This window comes from Metapseudomonas boanensis (assembly GCF_042232855.1).
In the GTDB taxonomy this organism is placed as follows: domain Bacteria; phylum Pseudomonadota; class Gammaproteobacteria; order Pseudomonadales; family Pseudomonadaceae; genus Metapseudomonas; species Metapseudomonas boanensis.
The window spans coordinates 2,996,961-3,013,979 of the sequence record NZ_CP113889.1; the positions used below are offsets into that span (position 1 = coordinate 2,996,961).

The 17,019-nt window shown below is 61.7% G+C and carries 15 protein-coding genes; 11 read left to right on the forward strand and 4 right to left on the reverse strand.

The features are described 5' to 3' along the window. Positions 1–180 precede the first annotated feature (180 nt). Both guaB and guaA read left to right on the forward strand, forming a co-directional pair. Positions 181–1,650: an IMP dehydrogenase gene (gene guaB, locus OXH74_RS13855; protein WP_375737527.1), complete on the forward strand. Its 1,470-nt coding sequence runs from the start codon at positions 181–183 to the stop codon at positions 1,648–1,650. 114 nt (positions 1,651–1,764) lie between these two features. After that, entirely contained in the window at positions 1,765–3,345 is a 1,581-nt protein-coding gene (gene guaA, locus OXH74_RS13860; RefSeq protein WP_215378334.1) for a glutamine-hydrolyzing GMP synthase, read from the forward strand. A gap of 159 nt (positions 3,346–3,504) precedes the next feature. Here the strand turns inward: guaA and OXH74_RS13865 are convergent, their stop codons facing one another. Beyond that, on the reverse strand, positions 3,505–4,194 hold the full coding sequence (locus OXH74_RS13865; RefSeq protein ID WP_375737528.1) for an intradiol ring-cleavage dioxygenase: 690 nt from the start codon (positions 4,192–4,194) through the stop codon (positions 3,505–3,507). A 266-nt stretch (positions 4,195–4,460) separates the two neighbouring features. Between OXH74_RS13865 and OXH74_RS13870 the strand changes: the two genes are divergently transcribed. The 3 genes from OXH74_RS13870 (at position 4,461) to OXH74_RS13880 (ending at position 7,873) form a co-directional block, all read left to right on the forward strand. Further along, positions 4,461–5,831, forward strand: coding sequence for a multicopper oxidase family protein (locus OXH74_RS13870; RefSeq protein ID WP_375737529.1), 1,371 nt, complete (start codon positions 4,461–4,463; stop codon positions 5,829–5,831). A 7-nt stretch (positions 5,832–5,838) separates the two neighbouring features. Beyond that, positions 5,839–6,330 (forward strand): tRNA adenosine(34) deaminase TadA, encoded by a 492-nt coding sequence (gene tadA / locus OXH74_RS13875; protein WP_375737530.1) that lies wholly within the window; start codon positions 5,839–5,841, stop codon positions 6,328–6,330. A 286-nt stretch (positions 6,331–6,616) separates the two neighbouring features. After that, positions 6,617–7,873 (forward strand): amino acid permease, encoded by a 1,257-nt coding sequence (locus tag OXH74_RS13880; protein WP_215378343.1) that lies wholly within the window; start codon positions 6,617–6,619, stop codon positions 7,871–7,873. A gap of 59 nt (positions 7,874–7,932) precedes the next feature. Here the strand turns inward: OXH74_RS13880 and mltF are convergent, their stop codons facing one another. Then, positions 7,933–9,393 carry a membrane-bound lytic murein transglycosylase MltF gene (mltF, locus tag OXH74_RS13885; RefSeq protein WP_375737531.1) on the reverse strand — a complete coding sequence of 487 codons (1,461 nt, stop codon included), beginning with the start codon at positions 9,391–9,393 and terminating at the stop codon, positions 7,933–7,935. 167 nt (positions 9,394–9,560) lie between these two features. Between mltF and purL the strand changes: the two genes are divergently transcribed. The 3 genes from purL to OXH74_RS13900 all read left to right on the forward strand — a co-directional run bounded on the left by purL (position 9,561) and on the right by OXH74_RS13900 (position 14,312). Beyond that, entirely contained in the window at positions 9,561–13,457 is a 3,897-nt protein-coding gene (purL, locus tag OXH74_RS13890; RefSeq protein WP_375737532.1) for a phosphoribosylformylglycinamidine synthase, read from the forward strand. A gap of 122 nt (positions 13,458–13,579) precedes the next feature. Next, entirely contained in the window at positions 13,580–13,849 is a 270-nt protein-coding gene (locus OXH74_RS13895) for a CDGSH iron-sulfur domain-containing protein (RefSeq protein WP_375737533.1), read from the forward strand. Between the two features lie 145 nt (positions 13,850–13,994). Continuing rightward, positions 13,995–14,312 (forward strand): NGG1p interacting factor NIF3, encoded by a 318-nt coding sequence (locus OXH74_RS13900; protein ID WP_375737534.1) that lies wholly within the window; start codon positions 13,995–13,997, stop codon positions 14,310–14,312. A gap of 72 nt (positions 14,313–14,384) precedes the next feature. Here OXH74_RS13900 and OXH74_RS13905 read toward each other — a convergent pair whose 3' ends face one another. Further along, positions 14,385–14,888 carry a murein L,D-transpeptidase family protein gene (locus OXH74_RS13905; protein WP_215378353.1) on the reverse strand — a complete coding sequence of 168 codons (504 nt, stop codon included), beginning with the start codon at positions 14,886–14,888 and terminating at the stop codon, positions 14,385–14,387. Positions 14,889–14,931: 43 nt separating this feature from the next. Further along, positions 14,932–15,486 (reverse strand): NUDIX hydrolase, encoded by a 555-nt coding sequence (locus tag OXH74_RS13910; RefSeq protein ID WP_375737535.1) that lies wholly within the window; start codon positions 15,484–15,486, stop codon positions 14,932–14,934. A 169-nt stretch (positions 15,487–15,655) separates the two neighbouring features. Between OXH74_RS13910 and OXH74_RS13915 the strand changes: the two genes are divergently transcribed. The 3 genes from OXH74_RS13915 to OXH74_RS13925 are packed head-to-tail and all read left to right on the forward strand — an operon-like array spanning position 15,656 to position 17,014. Then, positions 15,656–16,258, forward strand: a complete 603-nt coding sequence (locus tag OXH74_RS13915) for a CoA pyrophosphatase (RefSeq protein WP_375741614.1) — start codon at positions 15,656–15,658, stop codon at positions 16,256–16,258. 22 nt (positions 16,259–16,280) lie between these two features. Next, positions 16,281–16,805: a gamma carbonic anhydrase family protein gene (locus tag OXH74_RS13920; protein WP_375737536.1), complete on the forward strand. Its 525-nt coding sequence runs from the start codon at positions 16,281–16,283 to the stop codon at positions 16,803–16,805. Beyond that, the gene (locus OXH74_RS13925; RefSeq protein ID WP_375737537.1) at positions 16,805–17,014 is read left to right on the forward strand and encodes a DUF1289 domain-containing protein; all 210 of its coding nucleotides are present in this window, start codon (positions 16,805–16,807) and stop codon (positions 17,012–17,014) included. Before OXH74_RS13920 ends, OXH74_RS13925 begins: the two co-directional genes overlap by 1 nt. Positions 17,015–17,019 lie beyond the last annotated feature (5 nt).

The window sequence follows — 17,019 nt, forward strand, 5'->3', positions numbered from 1 at the left end:
GTCGCTTGGCCAGAACGGCTTGGCGCAAGGGCAATTGCGCATCGGTTTGAGCTCAGTGGGCGACCGGGGAACGTTTTTTGCTGGGGAATGGCGCTGTAACCCATCGGCCGCGTTGAGTGTAGGCCCGGGCCTCGTTATAATGGCGCGCTTCCAATTTTCCCGCCTGGGAGCCTCCCCGCCATGCTGCGCATCAGCCAAGAAGCCCTGACCTTCGACGACGTTCTCCTGATCCCGGGTTATTCCGAGGTTCTGCCGAAGGATGTCAGCCTCAAGACCCGCCTGACCCGCGGCATCGAACTGAATATCCCGCTGGTGTCCGCTGCGATGGATACCGTGACCGAAGCGCGCCTGGCCATTGCCATGGCCCAGGAAGGCGGCATCGGCATCATCCACAAGAACATGACCATCGAGCAGCAGGCTGCCGAAGTGCGCAAGGTCAAGCGCCACGAAACCGCGATCGTCCGCGACCCGGTGACCGTGACCCCTTCGACCAAGATCATCGAACTGCTGCAGATCGCCCGTGAGTATGGCTTCTCCGGCTTCCCGGTGGTGGAGGAGGGCGAATTGGTCGGCATCGTGACCGGGCGCGACCTGCGCTTCAAGCCAAACGTCGGTGATACCGTCGCGGCGATCATGACTCCGAAGGAGCAGCTGGTTACCGCCCGTGAAGGCACGCCGCTGGAGGATATGAAGGCCAAGCTCTATGAGAATCGCATCGAGAAGATGCTGGTCGTCGACGAGAACTTCTATCTGCGCGGCCTGGTCACCTTCCGCGATATCGAAAAAGCCAAGACCTACCCGCTGGCGTCGAAGGACGAGCAGGGTCGCCTGCGCGTTGGTGCTGCAGTGGGGACCGGCGCTGATACCGGTGAGCGTGTTGCGGCACTGGTAGCGGCAGGTGTTGATGTGGTCGTGGTCGATACCGCGCACGGCCACTCCAAGGGTGTGATCGATCGCGTTCGCTGGGTCAAGGACCACTACCCGCATGTCCAGGTGATCGGTGGCAACATCGCTACGGGTGAGGCCGCCAAGGCCCTGGCCGAGGCTGGCGCCGATGCGGTCAAGGTCGGCATCGGCCCGGGTTCCATCTGCACCACGCGTATCGTCGCCGGTGTCGGCGTCCCGCAGATCTCCGCCATCGCCAACGTTGCGGCCGCCCTGGCTGGCTCGGGCATACCGTTGATCGCCGACGGTGGCATCCGTTTCTCCGGTGACTTGTCCAAGGCGATCGTCGCTGGCGCTTCCTGCGTCATGATGGGGTCGATGTTTGCCGGTACCGAAGAGGCTCCGGGCGAAGTCGAACTGTTCCAGGGCCGTACCTACAAAGCCTACCGCGGCATGGGCTCCTTGGGCGCGATGTCCCAATCCCAGGGGTCCAGTGACCGTTACTTCCAGGACTCCTCCGCGGGGGCCGAGAAGCTGGTGCCGGAAGGTATCGAAGGCCGCGTGCCGTACAAGGGTTCCCTGAGCGTCATCGTCCACCAGCTGATGGGGGGGCTGCGTGCGTCGATGGGCTACACCGGTTGCGCGACCATTGAAGACATGCGCACCAAGCCGCAATTCGTACGCATCACCGGAGCGGGCATGGCCGAATCCCACGTGCATGACGTACAGATCACCAAAGAAGCCCCGAACTATCGGGTTGGTTGAGCGCAGCTCAACCAACAGCTGCAGGCGACAGGCTGCAGGTAGGAACCAAGCTGCCCGCCCTGGTAGCTTGAGACTTGCAGCTTGTCGCTCAACTCATTTATCGAGAGCCCGCGCATGGCCCATCAAGATATCCACGCCCACCGCATCCTGATCCTCGACTTCGGCTCCCAGTACACCCAGCTGATCGCCCGCCGCGTGCGCGAGATCGGTGTGTACTGCGAAATCCACCCGTTCGACATGGACAATGAGGCGATCCGCGCCTTCGCTCCTAAAGGCATCATCCTCGCCGGCGGTCCCGAGTCGGTGCACGAAGCCGATAGCCCGCGCGCACCGCACGCAGTTTTCGACCTCAACGTGCCGCTGTTCGGAATCTGCTATGGCATGCAGACCATGGCGGAGCAGCTCGGCGGTAAGGTGCAGGGCTCGGACCTGCGCGAGTTCGGCTATGCCCGCGTTGATGTAGTCGGTAAGGCCCGCCTGCTCGATGGCATCGAAGACCATGTGGACGACGACGGCGTGCTGGGCCTGGATGTGTGGATGAGCCACGGCGACAAGGTTACCGACATGCCTGCCGGCTTCCATATCCTGGCCAGCACCCCTAGCTGCCCGATCGCGGCCATGGCCGATGACGGCCGCGGCTACTACGGCGTGCAGTTCCACCCGGAAGTGACCCACACCAAGCAGGGGCTGCGCATCCTGTCGCGCTTCGTCCTCGATATCTGCGGCTGCGCCGCATTGTGGACCCCGTCCAATATCGTTGACGACGCCATCGCTACCGTGCGTGCCCAGGTGGGTTCGTCCAAGGTGTTGCTGGGTCTGTCCGGCGGCGTTGATTCCTCGGTGGTGGCAGCCCTGTTGCACAAGGCGATTGGTGATCAGCTGACCTGTGTGTTCGTCGACAACGGCCTGCTGCGCCTGCACGAAGGTGACCAGGTGATGGCCATGTTCGCCGAGAACATGGGCGTCAAGGTGATCCGTTCCAACTCCGAAGAGCGCTTCCTAAGCGGTCTGGCGGGCGTCAGCGATCCAGAGGAGAAGCGCAAGATCATCGGTCGCACCTTCATCGAAGTCTTCGATGAAGAGGCCACCCGCCTACAGGGAATCAAGTTCCTCGCTCAAGGCACCATCTACCCGGACGTGATCGAGTCGGCAGGCGCCAAGACTGGCAAGGCCCACGTGATCAAGTCGCACCACAATGTCGGTGGCCTGCCGGAAGACATGCAATTCGAACTGGTCGAGCCGCTGCGTGAGCTGTTCAAGGACGAAGTACGCAAGATCGGCCTGGAACTGGGCCTGCCTTACGACATGGTTTACCGTCACCCGTTCCCGGGCCCGGGCCTGGGTGTGCGCATCCTCGGTGAGGTGAAGAAGGAGTACGCCGATCTGCTACGTCGTGCCGACCACATCTTCATCGAAGAGCTGCGCAACTTCGATTGGTACCACAAGACCAGCCAAGCCTTCGTGGTCTTCCAGCCGGTGAAATCGGTGGGCGTGGTAGGCGATGGCCGTCGTTACGCCTGGGTCGTCGCGCTGCGCGCGGTTGAAACGATCGACTTCATGACCGCAAGGTGGGCGCACCTGCCCTATGAGTTGCTGGAGAAGGTCAGCAACCGCATCATCAACGAGATCGAAGGCATCTCCCGCGTCACCTACGACGTGTCGAGCAAGCCGCCGGCGACCATCGAGTGGGAATGACGCCTACTTTGGGCTTCTAGTCCGCTAACGGCGTCCAGAACTGGCCAGGCCCTGAAAAGCCTGGCCAGTTTCGTTTTGGCAGGTTGGTGCCGAGCGGAGCGAGGCCCGACGATCCCCGCCACCACCCCCGTTGGGCTTTGCTGCGCTCGCTGAGCCAATCTACGCGGGAGCTCGCGTAGCCACCACCAGTGTCAGTCGGGCCATCAGGCCGTTGCCCGTGGAGGCTTGACTGAGGGTCGCAACAGACTGCTCGCCCTGTTGCCGGCGGAAGATGTAGTCCCGTGCCTGGGGCGTCCACTCCTCGCCGGGATGGCGGTAGGTTGGCAAGGTCATGGCCTCGCGCACGATCGGCTCGGGGAAATACAGTTGGCCGGTATGGATATCCCGCCCACTGAGGTAGCGTCCTTCACGAATATGACCGCCAAGGTGCAGCTTGACGTGGACGTGGTTGGTGCGGCCCGGGTAGTAGCCAGGGAGGATGCTGCGGAACTCCACTCGGCCCGCGCCATCGGTGACCTGCATACCGCGCAGGAAGCGGCTCCCTTCATTGGCGCCGACACCCGAATAGGCCCCTTGGGCATCGCAATGCCAGATCTCCAGGGCGGCACCGCTCAGTGGCCGACAACCTTCGGCGTCCAGCGCCTCGAACTGCAGGAGGAGCGGTATGCCGGGCTTACCGTCGGTAATGTCCTGGCGCAGAAGCGCGTCATCCAAGTAGAAGGGGCCTGCGGTCTGTTCGGGGCTGAGCCGGCAGGATGGCGTAGTGCTGGCCCAGGCCAGGCGCGGCCACTGCAGCAGGAACAGGCTGCCGACACCGAGTTGCACGAACTGGCGACGGGTGGGGTCCATGGGGAGACTCCTCTGCACAGGGGCTGGTTACTTATCCTACGCCGATCTTCGAGGGGGGACGCTTGCCGACCCGCTGCGCCGTTTGGTCGCAATTTTACGCCGCCAGCGTGGCGCTGCCTGGCTGATAGCTGCGCAAATGCGTCTACTTACCCTTATCTTCGGCGTAGGCAGGGTGTATCTTGTGCGGCCCGAAATCGCCGACCTGCCAGAGGTCGGCGCGATTAGCCGATGGGACAGCCCCGTTTTCCATCGAGGAGCCTGAACCCATGTCGTTCACTCGCAGACAAATTCTCGGCGGCCTGGCCGGACTCGGCGCGGTCGGCCTTGGTGTTGGGGGCGCTCGCTATTGGCTAGGTCGCACCCTCGACGCCAGGACTCACGATTACGAGCTGATTGCCGCGCCGCTTGACCTCGAACTGGTCTCCGGCCACACCACACCTGCCTGGGGCTACGGCGGCCAGGCGCCTGGCGTCGAACTCCGCTCGCGGCAGGGCGATTGGCTGCGTGTACGCTTCATCAACAAGCTGGATGAGCCTACCACTATCCATTGGCACGGCATTCGTCTGCCGCTGGAGATGGATGGCGTCCCGTATGTTTCCCAACTGCCGGTCTTGCCTGGAGAGTATTTCGATTACCGCTTCAAGACCGAGGATGCCGGCAGTTTCTGGTACCACCCGCATGTTTCGAGCGCGCATCAACTGGGACGTGGGCTGGTTGGCCCCTTGATCGTCGAAGAACGCGAGCCCAGCGGTTTCAGGCATGAGCGGGTGCTCAACCTCAAGACCTGGCATGTTGACCAGCAAGGCGCTTTCACGGCTTTCAGCGTGCCACGCGAGGCCGCGCGGGAGGGTACCCGCGGGCGTCTCTCCAGCGTCAATGGGGTTTCCCTGCCGACCCTCGAGCTGCCCGCCGGGCAAGTGGTGCGCTTGCGCATCCTTAACCTCGACAACACGGTGACTTACCGCCTGAATCTGCCGGGTGCCGATGTCCGCGTTTATGCCCTGGATGGTCACCCGGTCGAACCGCGCCCGCTGGGCAAGGAATACTGGCTCGGCCCCGGCATGCGCATCGAGCTGGCGCTGAAGGTGCCGGCAGCAGGCCAGGAACTGCCGCTGCGCAATGGCCCCCTGCGTCTGGCGACGCTCAAGAGTGTGCCGAGCAACGAAGCGCCGGGTGAGTGGCCTGCAGCGCTTCCTGTCAATCCGGTGGCTGAGCCTGATCTGGACAAGGCCCAGGTGCTGCGCTTCAACTTCGAATGGGCGGCGACCTTGGTGGATAGCAACGCCCAGGGGCGTCGCAGTCATTACTGGCAGATCAACGGCAAGGCTTGGGACATCGACGACAAGACCTGTGCCGACCGCCCCATCGCCAAGCTGCAGAAGGATGGGCACTACATCTTCGAATTGCGCAACATGGCCCAGTACCTCCACCCCATCCATTTGCATGGCATGGCATTCAAGGTGCTGAGTTCCGATCGGCGTGACATCGTTCCTTACTTTACCGATACCTATCTGCTGGGCAAGAACGAGACCGCCCGGATTGCCCTGGTGGCGGATAACCCGGGGATCTGGATGTTCCATTGCCACGTGATCGACCATATGGAAACCGGCCTGATGGCCGCTATCGAAGTTGCCTGAGTGACCTATGCGCCAACCCCGGATCATCGACCGTAGCCAGGATGAGCATTTCATGCGCGAGGCCCTTGCCCTCGCTGCCGAGGGTGCCGCACTGGGTGAAGTGCCAGTGGGCGCCGTGCTGGTGCAGGATGGGCAGATCATCGGGCGTGGATTCAATTGCCCGATCACCCGTCACGACCCCAGCGCCCATGCTGAAATGGTCGCTGTCCGCGATGCGGCGCAGGCGGCGGAAAACTACCGGCTGGTGGGCAGCACGCTCTACGTCACTCTGGAACCCTGCAGCATGTGTGCAGGGCTGATCGTCCACTCGCGTGTCAGCCGCGTTGTCTACGGCGCCACCGAGCCCAAGGCGGGTGTCGTCGTCAGCCGGGGGCAGTTTTTTAGCCAGGAATTCCTCAACCATCGTGTGCTGGTTGAGGGGGGCGTGTTGGCTCAGGAGTGCAGCCAGTTGCTCTCCGGCTTCTTCCAGTCCCGCCGGGCTGCGCGCAAGGACAGTTGAAGCCCGTGCGACCGTTTGGCGGCGCTTACGACCAAAGTCGTAGGCATGTTTCGTTTGAAACAACAGGTCGTGTGATATTTTGCGCGCCCGCCGAAAATGGCGGTCCAGAGCGGTACGGTTGCGTGCCTTATCTGGAGGCGTCCTGAAGTAGGGGCGCTCGCCAGGAGGCGCCCGTCACCCCGTTGTCCCGAAGTGCCCTCGTTCATTCTCAAACGCAAAGGCCATGGCAGCTCAAGGTCCGGGCCCTCCTTTTTGTTTTGTTGAATGCCGATGTGAGGGAGCTGTTATGAGTGATACCCGGGTCCAGTCGTATCAGGATCAGGTTGGGGCGGAGTCGGTCGACTCGTCGGGGCTGGAGGTCAAGCGTCTGAGCTTCCTCGAGGCTGTGGCGATGATCGTGGGGACCAACATAGGCGCAGGCGTCCTGTCCATGGCATACGCCAGCCGCAAGGCCGGTTTCATGCCGCTGCTGATATGGCTGGCAGTCGCAGGGGTGTTCACCACCATCTCCATGCTCTACGTGTCGGAAACGGCACTGCGTACCCGCACCCACAACCAGCTCAGTGGCCTTGCCCAGCGCTATGTGGGTTCGTTCGGCTCCTGGGCCATCTTTGTCTCTGTAGCGGTCAACAGTATCGGCGCACTGATTGCCTACATGAGCGGCAGCGGCAAGATCCTCAGCGCTTTCCTGGGGATCAGTCCGGCGGTTGGCAGCCTGTTATTCTTCATTCCGGCGGCGCTGGTGCTTTATCTCGGCCTCGGTGCGATCGGCAAGGGCGAGAAGTTCATCAGCATTGGCATGGTCAGCATGATCCTGGTGCTGGTCATCGCTACCCTGGTCAATCAGAACACCGATGTGGCACACCTGCTCGAGGGTGACTGGGTCTACATGGTGCCGGTGTTCAATATCGCGGTCTTCTGCTTTTCGGCCCAATACATCGTGCCGGAGATGGCGCGCGGCTTCAGCCATGCCCCGGAAAGGCTGCCCAAGGCGGTTATCACCGGCATGCTACTGACGTTCGTTCTGCTGGCCATCGTGCCGATGTCGGTGATCTCCCTGACCGGCCTGGAGAACCAGACCGAAGTGGCTACGCTCGCCTGGGGCCAGGCGTTGGGACAGTGGGCGTTCTACACCGCCAACACCTTCGCTTTATGCGCAATGTTGACTTCCTACTGGGGGCTGGGTGGCAGCTTCCTGACCAATATCTTCGACAAGTTCCGCTCCCTTGGCGCGGAGTCCCAGCCGAAGACCCGCCTGGTGGTGCTTGGCCTGGTCTGCGTGCCGCCGTTCGCACTGGCATACAGCGGCATGGTCGGCTTCGTGAGCGCCCTCTATTTTGCTGGCGCCTTCAGCGGCGTGATCCTGTCCATCATGCCGATCCTCATGCTGCGCTCCGCTCGCCGTAATGGTGACTTGCAGCCTGCCTGGCAATGCGGCTGGATTGCCAATCCGCTGATTCAGGTAGTCATCGTGATGATCTACTTGGCCAGCGCGGCCTATGCGATTTGCAGTGCCTTGAACCTGCTGCCATCCGGCTGGTGATGCAGAAATGAAAAAGCCCGCATTGCGGGCTTTTTGTGGGTGACTGGTAGCGAGTCGGGTCAGAGTCTTTCGTCCTGCTCTTTGGTTGGGCGTGTCTTGTTCACGCCTGGCAGGTGGGTGGTGTTCTCCGCCAATTGGCTGCCTTCCATTTGCGGCTGCGTGACCCAGGTGAGGATGTCGTAGTAGCGGCGAATGTTCTGCACGAAATGCACCGCCTCGCCCCCACGGGCATAACCATAGCGCGTCTTGCGGTACCACTGTTTCTGCGACAGCCGCGGAAGCATCTTCTTCACGTCCAGCCACTTGTTCGGGTCGAGCCCTTCTGCCTTGGCCAGCTTGCGCGCGTCGCCCAGATGGGCAATGCCGATGTTGTAGGCGGCCAGGGCAAACCAGGTGCGGTCCGGCTCTTTCAGGTCATCCGAAAGGCCGTCCTTGATCATCGCAAAGTATTTTCCGCCGCCATGAATGCTTTGCTTGGGGTCGAGGCGGTTGGAAACGCCCATGGCCTGGGCGGTGCCTTCGGTGAGCATCATCAGGCCACGGACGCCGGTCTTGGAGGTGGCTGTCGGCTGCCAGAGCGACTCCTGATAGCCGATGGCCGCCAACAGTCGCCAGTCGACTTCGCTTTTCTGCGAAGCCTTGCGGAAGTGCGGCTCATAGCGCGGCAGGCGCTGCTGCAGGTGCTTGGCGAATGTATAGGCACCGACGTAACCCAATACGTCGACGTGGCCGTAATAGCGGTCCTTCAGCCGTTGCAGAGTGCCATCCTTGCGGGATTTGTCGAGGAAGGCGTTCACTTCGTCGAGCAGGCTGTTGTCTTCGCCTGGCGCCATGGCCCAGGCCAGGCTGGTGGCATCGCCCAGGTCGAAGGCCACTCGGACGTTGGGGAAATAGACCTGGTTCATCGCCAATTCGTTGGAGTCCACCAGCGTCAGGTCGATCTCCCCTTCGTCCACCATGCGCAGTAGGTCGACCACCTCGACCTCGTCGGACTCTTCGTATTTGAGGCCCGGCATCGAAGCCTTCAGGGCGGCCAGTTGTTCGGCGTGGCTGCTGCCCTTCAATACCAGGATGCGCCGACCGACAAGATCGTTGGGGCGGGTAGGGCGGCGATCACCGTTGCGGTAGATGACTTGGGGTGTCACATCCAGATACGGATGGGAGAAGCGCACTTCGGATTTGCGGCTTTCGCTGGCCACCAGGCCGGCCATGGCGATGACTGGGCCTTCGGCTTGGCCCAGGCGCGAGAACAGGTCGTCGACCTTGTCCGCGGTCTCGATCTCCAGGTCCACGCCCAGGTCCTTGGCAAAGCGCTTGGCCAGTTCGTATTCGAAGCCCGTCTCGCCGTTGCGGTCCTGAAAGTACGTAGCGGGGCTGTTGCGGGTAATCACGCGTAGCACGCCTTCCTCCTGAATGCGCTCGAGCATGGAGGGCTGCTTGCAGCCGCCGAGCATCAGAAGGAATCCGGTCGCCAGCAGCCAGAAGGTGCGGTGCTTACGGAACGTATGTTGGATGAGCATCCACGCAGTATACGCAAAGGCTGGCGGGTGCCATATCTCGACAGCGTATATGTTCTCTGCTAGCAGTCGGACGACGTGAGGGCTCCGGCAGAGGTGCCGGAAAGCGGTGCTTTGCGCTAGAATGCACGGCCTCCAAGCACACCCCTTCCCCAGAGGCTGTCCCGAAGATGTTGATCCTGCGCGGTGCTCCCGCCCTTTCCGCTTTTCGCCACGGCAAATTGCTCGAGCAACTGACCCAGAAGGTCCCCGCCGTAAGCGGACTCTACGCCGAGTTCGCCCATTTTGCCGAAGTGACTGGCGCTCTCAACGGTGACGAGGAACAGGTTCTGGCGCGCCTGCTCAAGTACGGCCCCAGCGTGGCGGTGCAAGAGCCCAATGGTCGCCTGTTGCTGGTGGTGCCGCGCTTCGGCACCATCTCGCCCTGGTCGAGCAAGGCCACCGATATCGCCCATAACTGCGGCCTGGCGAAGATCGAGCGCATCGAGCGAGGCATTGCTTACTACGTCGCCGGGGAGCTCTCCGACGCCGAGGTTCAACTGGTCGCCAGTGTCCTTCATGACCGCATGACCCAGTTGGTGCTGGATGGCCTGGAGCAGGCCGCCGGCCTGTTCAGTCGTGCCCAGCCCAAGCCGCTGACCGTCGTCGACGTGCTGGGCGGCGGTCGCGCTGCCCTGGAAAAAGCCAACCTGGAACTGGGTTTGGCGCTTGCCGAGGACGAGATCGACTACCTGGTGAAGAGCTTCAATGAAATGGGGCGTAACCCCCATGACGTCGAGCTGATGATGTTCGCCCAGGCCAACTCCGAACATTGCCGTCACAAGATCTTCAACGCCAGTTGGGATATCGACGGTCAGGCCCAGGAGAAGAGCCTGTTCGGCATGATCAAGAACACCTACGAGATGCACCATGAAGGTGTGCTGTCCGCCTACAAGGACAACGCCTCAGTGATCGAAGGTGCCACGGCCGGACGCTTCTTCCCCGATCCGCAGAGCCGTCAGTACGGTGCGACTCAGGAGCCCGTGCACATCCTGATGAAGGTGGAAACCCACAACCACCCGACGGCCATCGCTCCATTCCCGGGGGCCTCCACGGGCTCCGGCGGCGAGATCCGCGACGAAGGTGCAACCGGTCGCGGCGCCAAACCGAAGGCCGGCCTTACGGGTTTCACCGTCTCCAATCTGCAGATCCCCGGCTTCGAACAGCCTTGGGAAAAGCCCTACGGCAAGCCCGATCGCATCGTTACCGCCCTGGATATAATGATCGAGGGGCCGTTGGGTGGTGCTGCATTCAACAACGAATTCGGCCGTCCGGCCCTGACCGGCTATTTCCGTACGTTCGAGCAGGCGGTAAACACGCCGCGCGGTGAAGAAGTGCGCGGTTATCACAAGCCGATCATGCTCGCTGGCGGCATGGGCAACATCCGTGCAGAACACGTGCAGAAGGGCGAGATTTCCGTTGGCGCCAAGCTGATCGTGCTCGGCGGCCCGGCCATGCTCATCGGCCTGGGGGGCGGTGCTGCCTCCTCCATGGCCACCGGCACCAGCTCAGCTGACCTGGACTTCGCCTCGGTACAGCGGGATAACCCGGAAATGGAGCGCCGTTGCCAGGAAGTCATCGATCGCTGCTGGCAGCTGGGTGCGGATAACCCGATCAAGTTCATCCATGACGTCGGCGCCGGTGGCATCTCCAACGCCCTGCCTGAGTTGATCAACGACGGCGGCCGCGGCGGTCGCTTCGAGCTGCGCGCGGTGCCCAACGACGAGCCGGGTATGAGCCCCCTGGAAATCTGGTGCAACGAATCCCAGGAGCGGTACGTCCTCTCCGTGGATGCTGCTGACTTCGAGCGCTTCAAGGCCATTTGCGAGCGCGAACGCTGCCCGTTTGCCGTCGTCGGTGAGGCCATTGAAGAGCCGCACCTGACCGTGGCTGACAGCCACTTCGGCAACAAGCCGGTGGACATGCCGCTGAACGTGCTGCTCGGCAAGCCGCCGCGCATGCACCGCTCGGTGAGCCGTGAGGCTGAGCTGGGCGATGATTTCGCTGCAGCAGAACTGGATGTCGGCGAGGCTGTTGATCGCGTACTGCGTCACCCAGCGGTCGCCAGCAAGAACTTCCTGATCACCATTGGTGACCGCACCATCACTGGCCTGGTGGCTCGTGACCAGATGGTTGGCCCCTGGCAGGTTCCGGTAGCGGACTGCGCAGTCACCGCGGCCAGTTTCGACGTCTACACCGGCGAAGCCATGGCCATGGGCGAGCGTACCCCGCTGGCCCTGCTGAGCGCCGCTGCATCGGGGCGCATGGCCATTGGTGAAACCATCACCAACCTGTCTGCGGCCAAGATCGAAAAGCTGGGTGATATCAAGCTGTCCGCCAACTGGATGGCCGCCGCCGGCCACCCGGGCGAAGATGCACGCCTGTATGAGACTGTGAAGGCGGTGGGCATGGAGCTGTGCCCGGCGCTGGGCATCACCATTCCGGTGGGCAAGGACTCCATGTCCATGAAGACCCGTTGGCAGGATGAGGGGGTGGATAAGTCCGTCACCTCGCCGCTGTCGCTGATCGTCACCGGCTTCGCCCCCGTTAGTGATATCCGCAAGACCCTGACGCCGCAGCTGCGCCTGGACAAGGGCGAGACCGACTTGATCCTGATCGACCTCGGCCGTGGCCAGAACCGCCTGGGTGGTTCGATTCTCGCCCAGGTCTACAGCAAGCTCGGCCAGAGCGTTCCGGATGTCGATGACGCCGAAGACCTCAAGGCGTTCTTTGCCGTCATCCAGGGATTGAATGACGACGGCCACCTGCTGGCCTACCACGATCGCTCGGACGGTGGCCTGCTGGCGACCACGCTGGAAATGGCCTTCGCTGGCCACTGCGGCCTGAACCTTTATCTCGATGCATTGGCAGATGGCCGTGAAGGCCTGGCAGGAGTGCTGTTCAACGAAGAGCTGGGTGCGGTTATCCAGGTACGCCAGGAAGCCACTCCGGAAGTGCTGGCGCAGTTCAGCGCTGCCGGCCTCGGCGATTGCGTGGCGGTCATCGGTCAGCCGGTCAATGGCGCCGACGTTGCCATCAGCTTCAATGGCGAATCCGTTTTCCAAGGTGAGCGCCGCATGCTGCAGCGCCAGTGGTCGGAAACCAGCTACCAGATCCAGCGCCTGCGCGATAACGCCTATTGCGCCGATCAGGAATTCGACGGCCTGCTGGACGAAGACAACCCAGGTCTCTCGGTGAAGCTGAGCTACGACGTCAACCAGGACATCGCTGCTCCTTACATCAAGAAGGGCGTGCGCCCACAAGTGGCGATCCTGCGTGAGCAGGGCGTCAACGGTCAGGTCGAGATGGCCGCGGCCTTCGACCGCGCTGGCTTTGCCGCCATTGACGTGCACATGAGCGACATCCTGGCTGGACGCGTCAGCCTGGATGATTTCAAGGGCTTGGTGGCCTGCGGCGGTTTCTCCTACGGCGACGTACTCGGTGCCGGAGAGGGGTGGGCCAAGTCCATCCTGTTTAACACCCGTGCCCGTGACGGCTTCCAGGCCTTCTTCGAGCGGAAGGATAGCTTCGCCCTAGGCGTGTGCAACGGTTGCCAGATGATGTCCAACCTGCACGAGCTGATCCCCGGTACCGAGTTCTGGCCGCACTTCGTGCGTAACCGCTCTGAGCAGTTTGAAGCCCGCGTGGCCATGGTCCAGGTGCAGGATTCGGCCTCGATCTTCCTGCGTGGCATGGCGGGCTCGCGTTTGCCGATTGCCATCGCTCACGGCGAAGGTCATGCGGAATTCGAAAGCGAGGAAGCTCTGCTGGAAGCGGATCTGTCCGGTTGCGTCTCCATGCGTTTCGTCGATAACCACGGCAAGGTCACCGAGAGCTACCCGGCCAACCCCAACGGCTCTCCACGTGGCATCACTGGCCTGACCAGCCGTGACGGCCGTGTCACGATCATGATGCCGCACCCGGAACGTGTGTTCCGTGCCGTGCAGAACTCCTGGCGCCCGGACGAGTGGCAGGAAGATGCAGGCTGGATGCGCATGTTCCGTAACGCACGTGTTTGGGTGGATTAAAATCCGGCCAGAGCAGGCTCTGATGACCCTCTCCCGAACGGGAGAGGGTGCTTGATGGGTGGAGAGGGCGGCTTTTGCTCTCATCTCCTTCTGTCCATCTGCTTTCGTCCGCAGAGTCTCCCATGTCGGACCGCAATCCCCTCATTCTTCCCGAAGTCCGCCACCTGCAACCCGGCAATGTTTGCCGGCTCTGTCGCTGCGGCCGTTCTTCCGAGCTCCCTGATTGTCCTACCCACTGTCCGGATGGCCTAGTGATCCAGGCTGGCCGTGAGCAGTTCCTGTTGCTCTGTCGCTGTGGTCATTCGGCTCGTTTGCCGTACTGTGACGGCAGTCACAACCTGCCGAAGCCCACACTTGGCCAATGTTGGTGGCGATTCTGGAAGGGGCTCTGAGACGCTCTTGTTGCTGTTCGGGAAAGAACCCTTGCCCGCTTGAGCGGTCTAACTCGCTGTATGTGAACAATGCCGCGGCATGATTGAGGTCAAAGTGCCATCATGCGATTGTCGACTCTGTTTACCCGACCACGTGGAGACCTTGATGTACAAGCTGTGCTTCTACGTTCCAGAGAGCCATCTGGAGCCTGTGAAAAAAGCCGTTTTCGCTGTGGGGGGTGGCCGTATCGGCGCTTATGACAGTTGTTGCTGGCAGGCGCTGGGCCAAGGCCAGTTCCGGCCACTGGAGGGCAGTCATCCCTATCTGGGGCAGTCGGGGAAACTGGAGCAGGTTGCTGAATGGAAGGTGGAGATGGTGGTGGCCGATGAGCTGATCCATGCCGCAGTCAAAGCCTTGAAACAGGCTCACCCGTACGAGACTCCGGCCTTCGAGGTATGGCGGCTTTCTGATCTGGTGTTCTGAGATGGCGAACGGTAGCTCAACAGGGTGCAAAAAAGGCTCCTGAAGGCGCCTTTCCAGTATTTGTGAGTGGGGTCATGGCCTGATTTCGATCAGGGTGCCATCCTTCACGAGGCTCCAGATTTCGCGCATGTCGGCATTCTTCATGGCGATGCAGCCTTCGGTCCAGTCGAGCGAATGGAAGTACCACTCGGGATACTCCTCATCCAGCGGGGTGCCGTGGATCATGATCATCCCGCCGGGAGGGAAGCCCTTTTCCCGCGCACGCGCCGAATCACGGGCATTGGGGTAGGAAATGTGCAGGGCGAGATTGAATTTGTCGCTGGTCTTGCGCCAGTCGATCCAATAAAAACCTTCCGGAGTGCGCTGGTCGCCTTCGCGCAGCTTGGGACCGCTGGGTTGCTTGCCCAAGGAGATGCGGTAGGACTTGAGGATGTCCCCCCGATTGAGCAGCAGCAATTTTCGCTCGGATTTCACCACCAACACCTTGTCGATAGGCTTCCCGGCCAGCGTCGGCGCAGTGCTGGCTTGGGCGAGAGCCGCAAGGCTCAATGACAAAACAACTAGCAACCAGCGCATTGGCACAACTTCCCCACACTTTTGTCAGTAAGCAGTCAGGCGGTCAGGTTTTCTTGTAGTGGGCCAGCAACGGCGCAATCGGCTCGTTGCGCACTGGGAAGACCTGCCCGACGCGGTCGGCGAAGTAACATTCTAAGGTACGGCCTACTGTCGGGAAAGCCAGCTCCGCCCATGGGATCTCCTGTTCGTGGAACAGTCGAACTTCCAGGCTCTCATCGCCCGCGGAAAAATCCAGGTCGACCAGTTCGGCGAGGAAGAAGGTGTAGACCTGGCTGATGTGGGGCAGGTCGAAAAGCGTATAGAGGCGGAGATCGCGGACGCGAGCGCAGGCTTCTTCAAGGGTCTCCCGACTGGCCGCCTGTTCCATGGTTTCGCCGTTCTCCATGAAGCCGGCGGGGAGGGTCCAATAGCCTCGGCGTGGATGGATGGCTCGGCGGCAGAGCAGCACCTGTTCACCCCACGTCGGGAGGCATCCGGCGACTATGCGTGGATTCTGGTAATGGACGGCGTGGCAACTGGTGCAGACATGGCGCAGCCGATTGTCGCCATCGGGAATGCGCTGAACCAGGGACCCGCCGCACTGGCTGCAGAATTTCATCGTCGTTCCTCGGGTGCAGGCCTTTATCTTGGCGCGGCGAGGTGTCGCACGGCAAGCGTTCAGCGGGGCAAACCAAAGGTGATGAATGATGCGTCCTGTCGGTCCGGGGCTTGGGTGGCACTTTGGTTCATGCCATCATGCCGAACAGAAGTAGAGAATGAGAATGTCCATGCTGGATGACCTGCTCCGACGCGTGCAGAGCTACTCCCCACGAACCCTGGAGACGGATCGCGACTTCCCTGAAGCCGCGGTGCTGGTGCCGATCACCCGCAGTGATGAGCCGGAGTTGGTGCTGACGTTGCGTGCCAGCGGCTTGTCCACCCATGGTGGCGAAGTGGCCTTTCCTGGAGGGCGGCGAGACCCGGAAGATGCTGACCTCGTCCGCACGGCGCTGCGTGAGGCGGAGGAGGAGGTCGGGCTCCCGCCAGGCCTTGTGGAGGTGATTGGCCCTCTGAGTACGCTGGTGTCCCGGCATGGCATCAAGGTCACGCCTTTCGTTGGAATGGTTCCCGATTTTGTGGAGTACAAGGCCAACCATGGCGAGATCGAATCGGTATTCAGCGTGCCCTTGGCATTCTTCCGCGACGATCCACGGGATATGACCCACCGCATCGACTACCTCGGCAGGAGCTGGTATGTGCCCTGCTATCAGTACGGCCCCTACAAGATTTGGGGGCTTACCGCGATCATGGTGGTGGAGCTGGTCAACCTGGTGTTCGATGCCGAAATCGAGATGCGCAATCCGCCAGCGACCTTTATCAACCTCAAATAAGCCCCCTGTTGAGGAGTGCCTGATGAAATACCGTCTGGGCAATGCCCGAGTCGATGCCCACCCAGACAGTTGGATCGCGCCCAATGCGACGGTCATCGGCAATGTCCGACTGGAGCCGGGCGCAAGTGTCTGGTTCGGCGCCGTGCTGCGTGGTGACAACGAGCTGATCCACATTGGTGAAAACAGCAACGTCCAGGATGGCACCGTCATGCACACCGACATGGGCTATCCGCTCAGTATTGGCAAGTCGGTCACCATCGGTCACAACGTCATGCTGCATGGTTGCTCCGTCGGTGACTTCAGCCTGATTGGCATCAACGCGGTCGTGCTCAACGGAGCGAAGATCGGCAGGTACTGCATCATTGGCGCCAATGCGCTGATTCCCGAGGGCAAAGAAATCCCCGATGGCTCACTGGTCATGGGCTCGCCTGGCAAGGTGGTGCGGGAATTGACCGAGCAGCAGAAGAAAATGCTCGAGGCGAGTGCCGCCCATTACGTGCACAACGCGCAGCGCTATGCGCGCGACTTGGTTGAGCAGGGCGACTGATGGAAAACGAACGCCCGGTCCGCTCTCCCTGTATCCAGGTCTGTGTGCTTGATGATTACGATATCTGCAGCGGCTGCCAGCGCAGCGCTGATGAAATCACCCGCTGGGGACGCATGGATAATGCCGAGCGCCGCGAGGTGCTGGCACGCTGCGTAGAGCGCGCCCGCGCTGGCGGTTTTTACCTGACGCCTCCCAGCCACGTATCTTGACCCTC

What these genes read in the sequence shown, in the direction of transcription:
- tadA (WP_375737530.1), top strand. Translation starts at nt 5,839, where the DNA reads ATGCGCCAACCCCGGATCATCGACCGTAGCCAGGATGAGCATTTCATG.
- mltF (WP_375737531.1), bottom strand. Translation starts at nt 9,393, where the DNA reads ATGCTCATCCAACATACGTTCCGTAAGCACCGCACCTTCTGGCTGCTG.
- OXH74_RS13880 (WP_215378343.1), top strand. Translation starts at nt 6,617, where the DNA reads ATGAGTGATACCCGGGTCCAGTCGTATCAGGATCAGGTTGGGGCGGAG.
- OXH74_RS13915 (WP_375741614.1), top strand. Translation starts at nt 15,656, where the DNA reads ATGCTGGATGACCTGCTCCGACGCGTGCAGAGCTACTCCCCACGAACC.
- OXH74_RS13925 (WP_375737537.1), top strand. Translation starts at nt 16,805, where the DNA reads ATGGAAAACGAACGCCCGGTCCGCTCTCCCTGTATCCAGGTCTGTGTG.
- OXH74_RS13865 (WP_375737528.1), bottom strand. Translation starts at nt 4,194, where the DNA reads ATGGACCCCACCCGTCGCCAGTTCGTGCAACTCGGTGTCGGCAGCCTG.
- OXH74_RS13900 (WP_375737534.1), top strand. Translation starts at nt 13,995, where the DNA reads ATGTACAAGCTGTGCTTCTACGTTCCAGAGAGCCATCTGGAGCCTGTG.
- OXH74_RS13895 (WP_375737533.1), top strand. Translation starts at nt 13,580, where the DNA reads ATGTCGGACCGCAATCCCCTCATTCTTCCCGAAGTCCGCCACCTGCAA.
- guaA (WP_215378334.1), top strand. Translation starts at nt 1,765, where the DNA reads ATGGCCCATCAAGATATCCACGCCCACCGCATCCTGATCCTCGACTTC.
- OXH74_RS13920 (WP_375737536.1), top strand. Translation starts at nt 16,281, where the DNA reads ATGAAATACCGTCTGGGCAATGCCCGAGTCGATGCCCACCCAGACAGT.
- OXH74_RS13905 (WP_215378353.1), bottom strand. Translation starts at nt 14,888, where the DNA reads ATGCGCTGGTTGCTAGTTGTTTTGTCATTGAGCCTTGCGGCTCTCGCC.
- OXH74_RS13870 (WP_375737529.1), top strand. Translation starts at nt 4,461, where the DNA reads ATGTCGTTCACTCGCAGACAAATTCTCGGCGGCCTGGCCGGACTCGGC.
- guaB (WP_375737527.1), top strand. Translation starts at nt 181, where the DNA reads ATGCTGCGCATCAGCCAAGAAGCCCTGACCTTCGACGACGTTCTCCTG.
- purL (WP_375737532.1), top strand. Translation starts at nt 9,561, where the DNA reads ATGTTGATCCTGCGCGGTGCTCCCGCCCTTTCCGCTTTTCGCCACGGC.
- OXH74_RS13910 (WP_375737535.1), bottom strand. Translation starts at nt 15,486, where the DNA reads ATGAAATTCTGCAGCCAGTGCGGCGGGTCCCTGGTTCAGCGCATTCCC.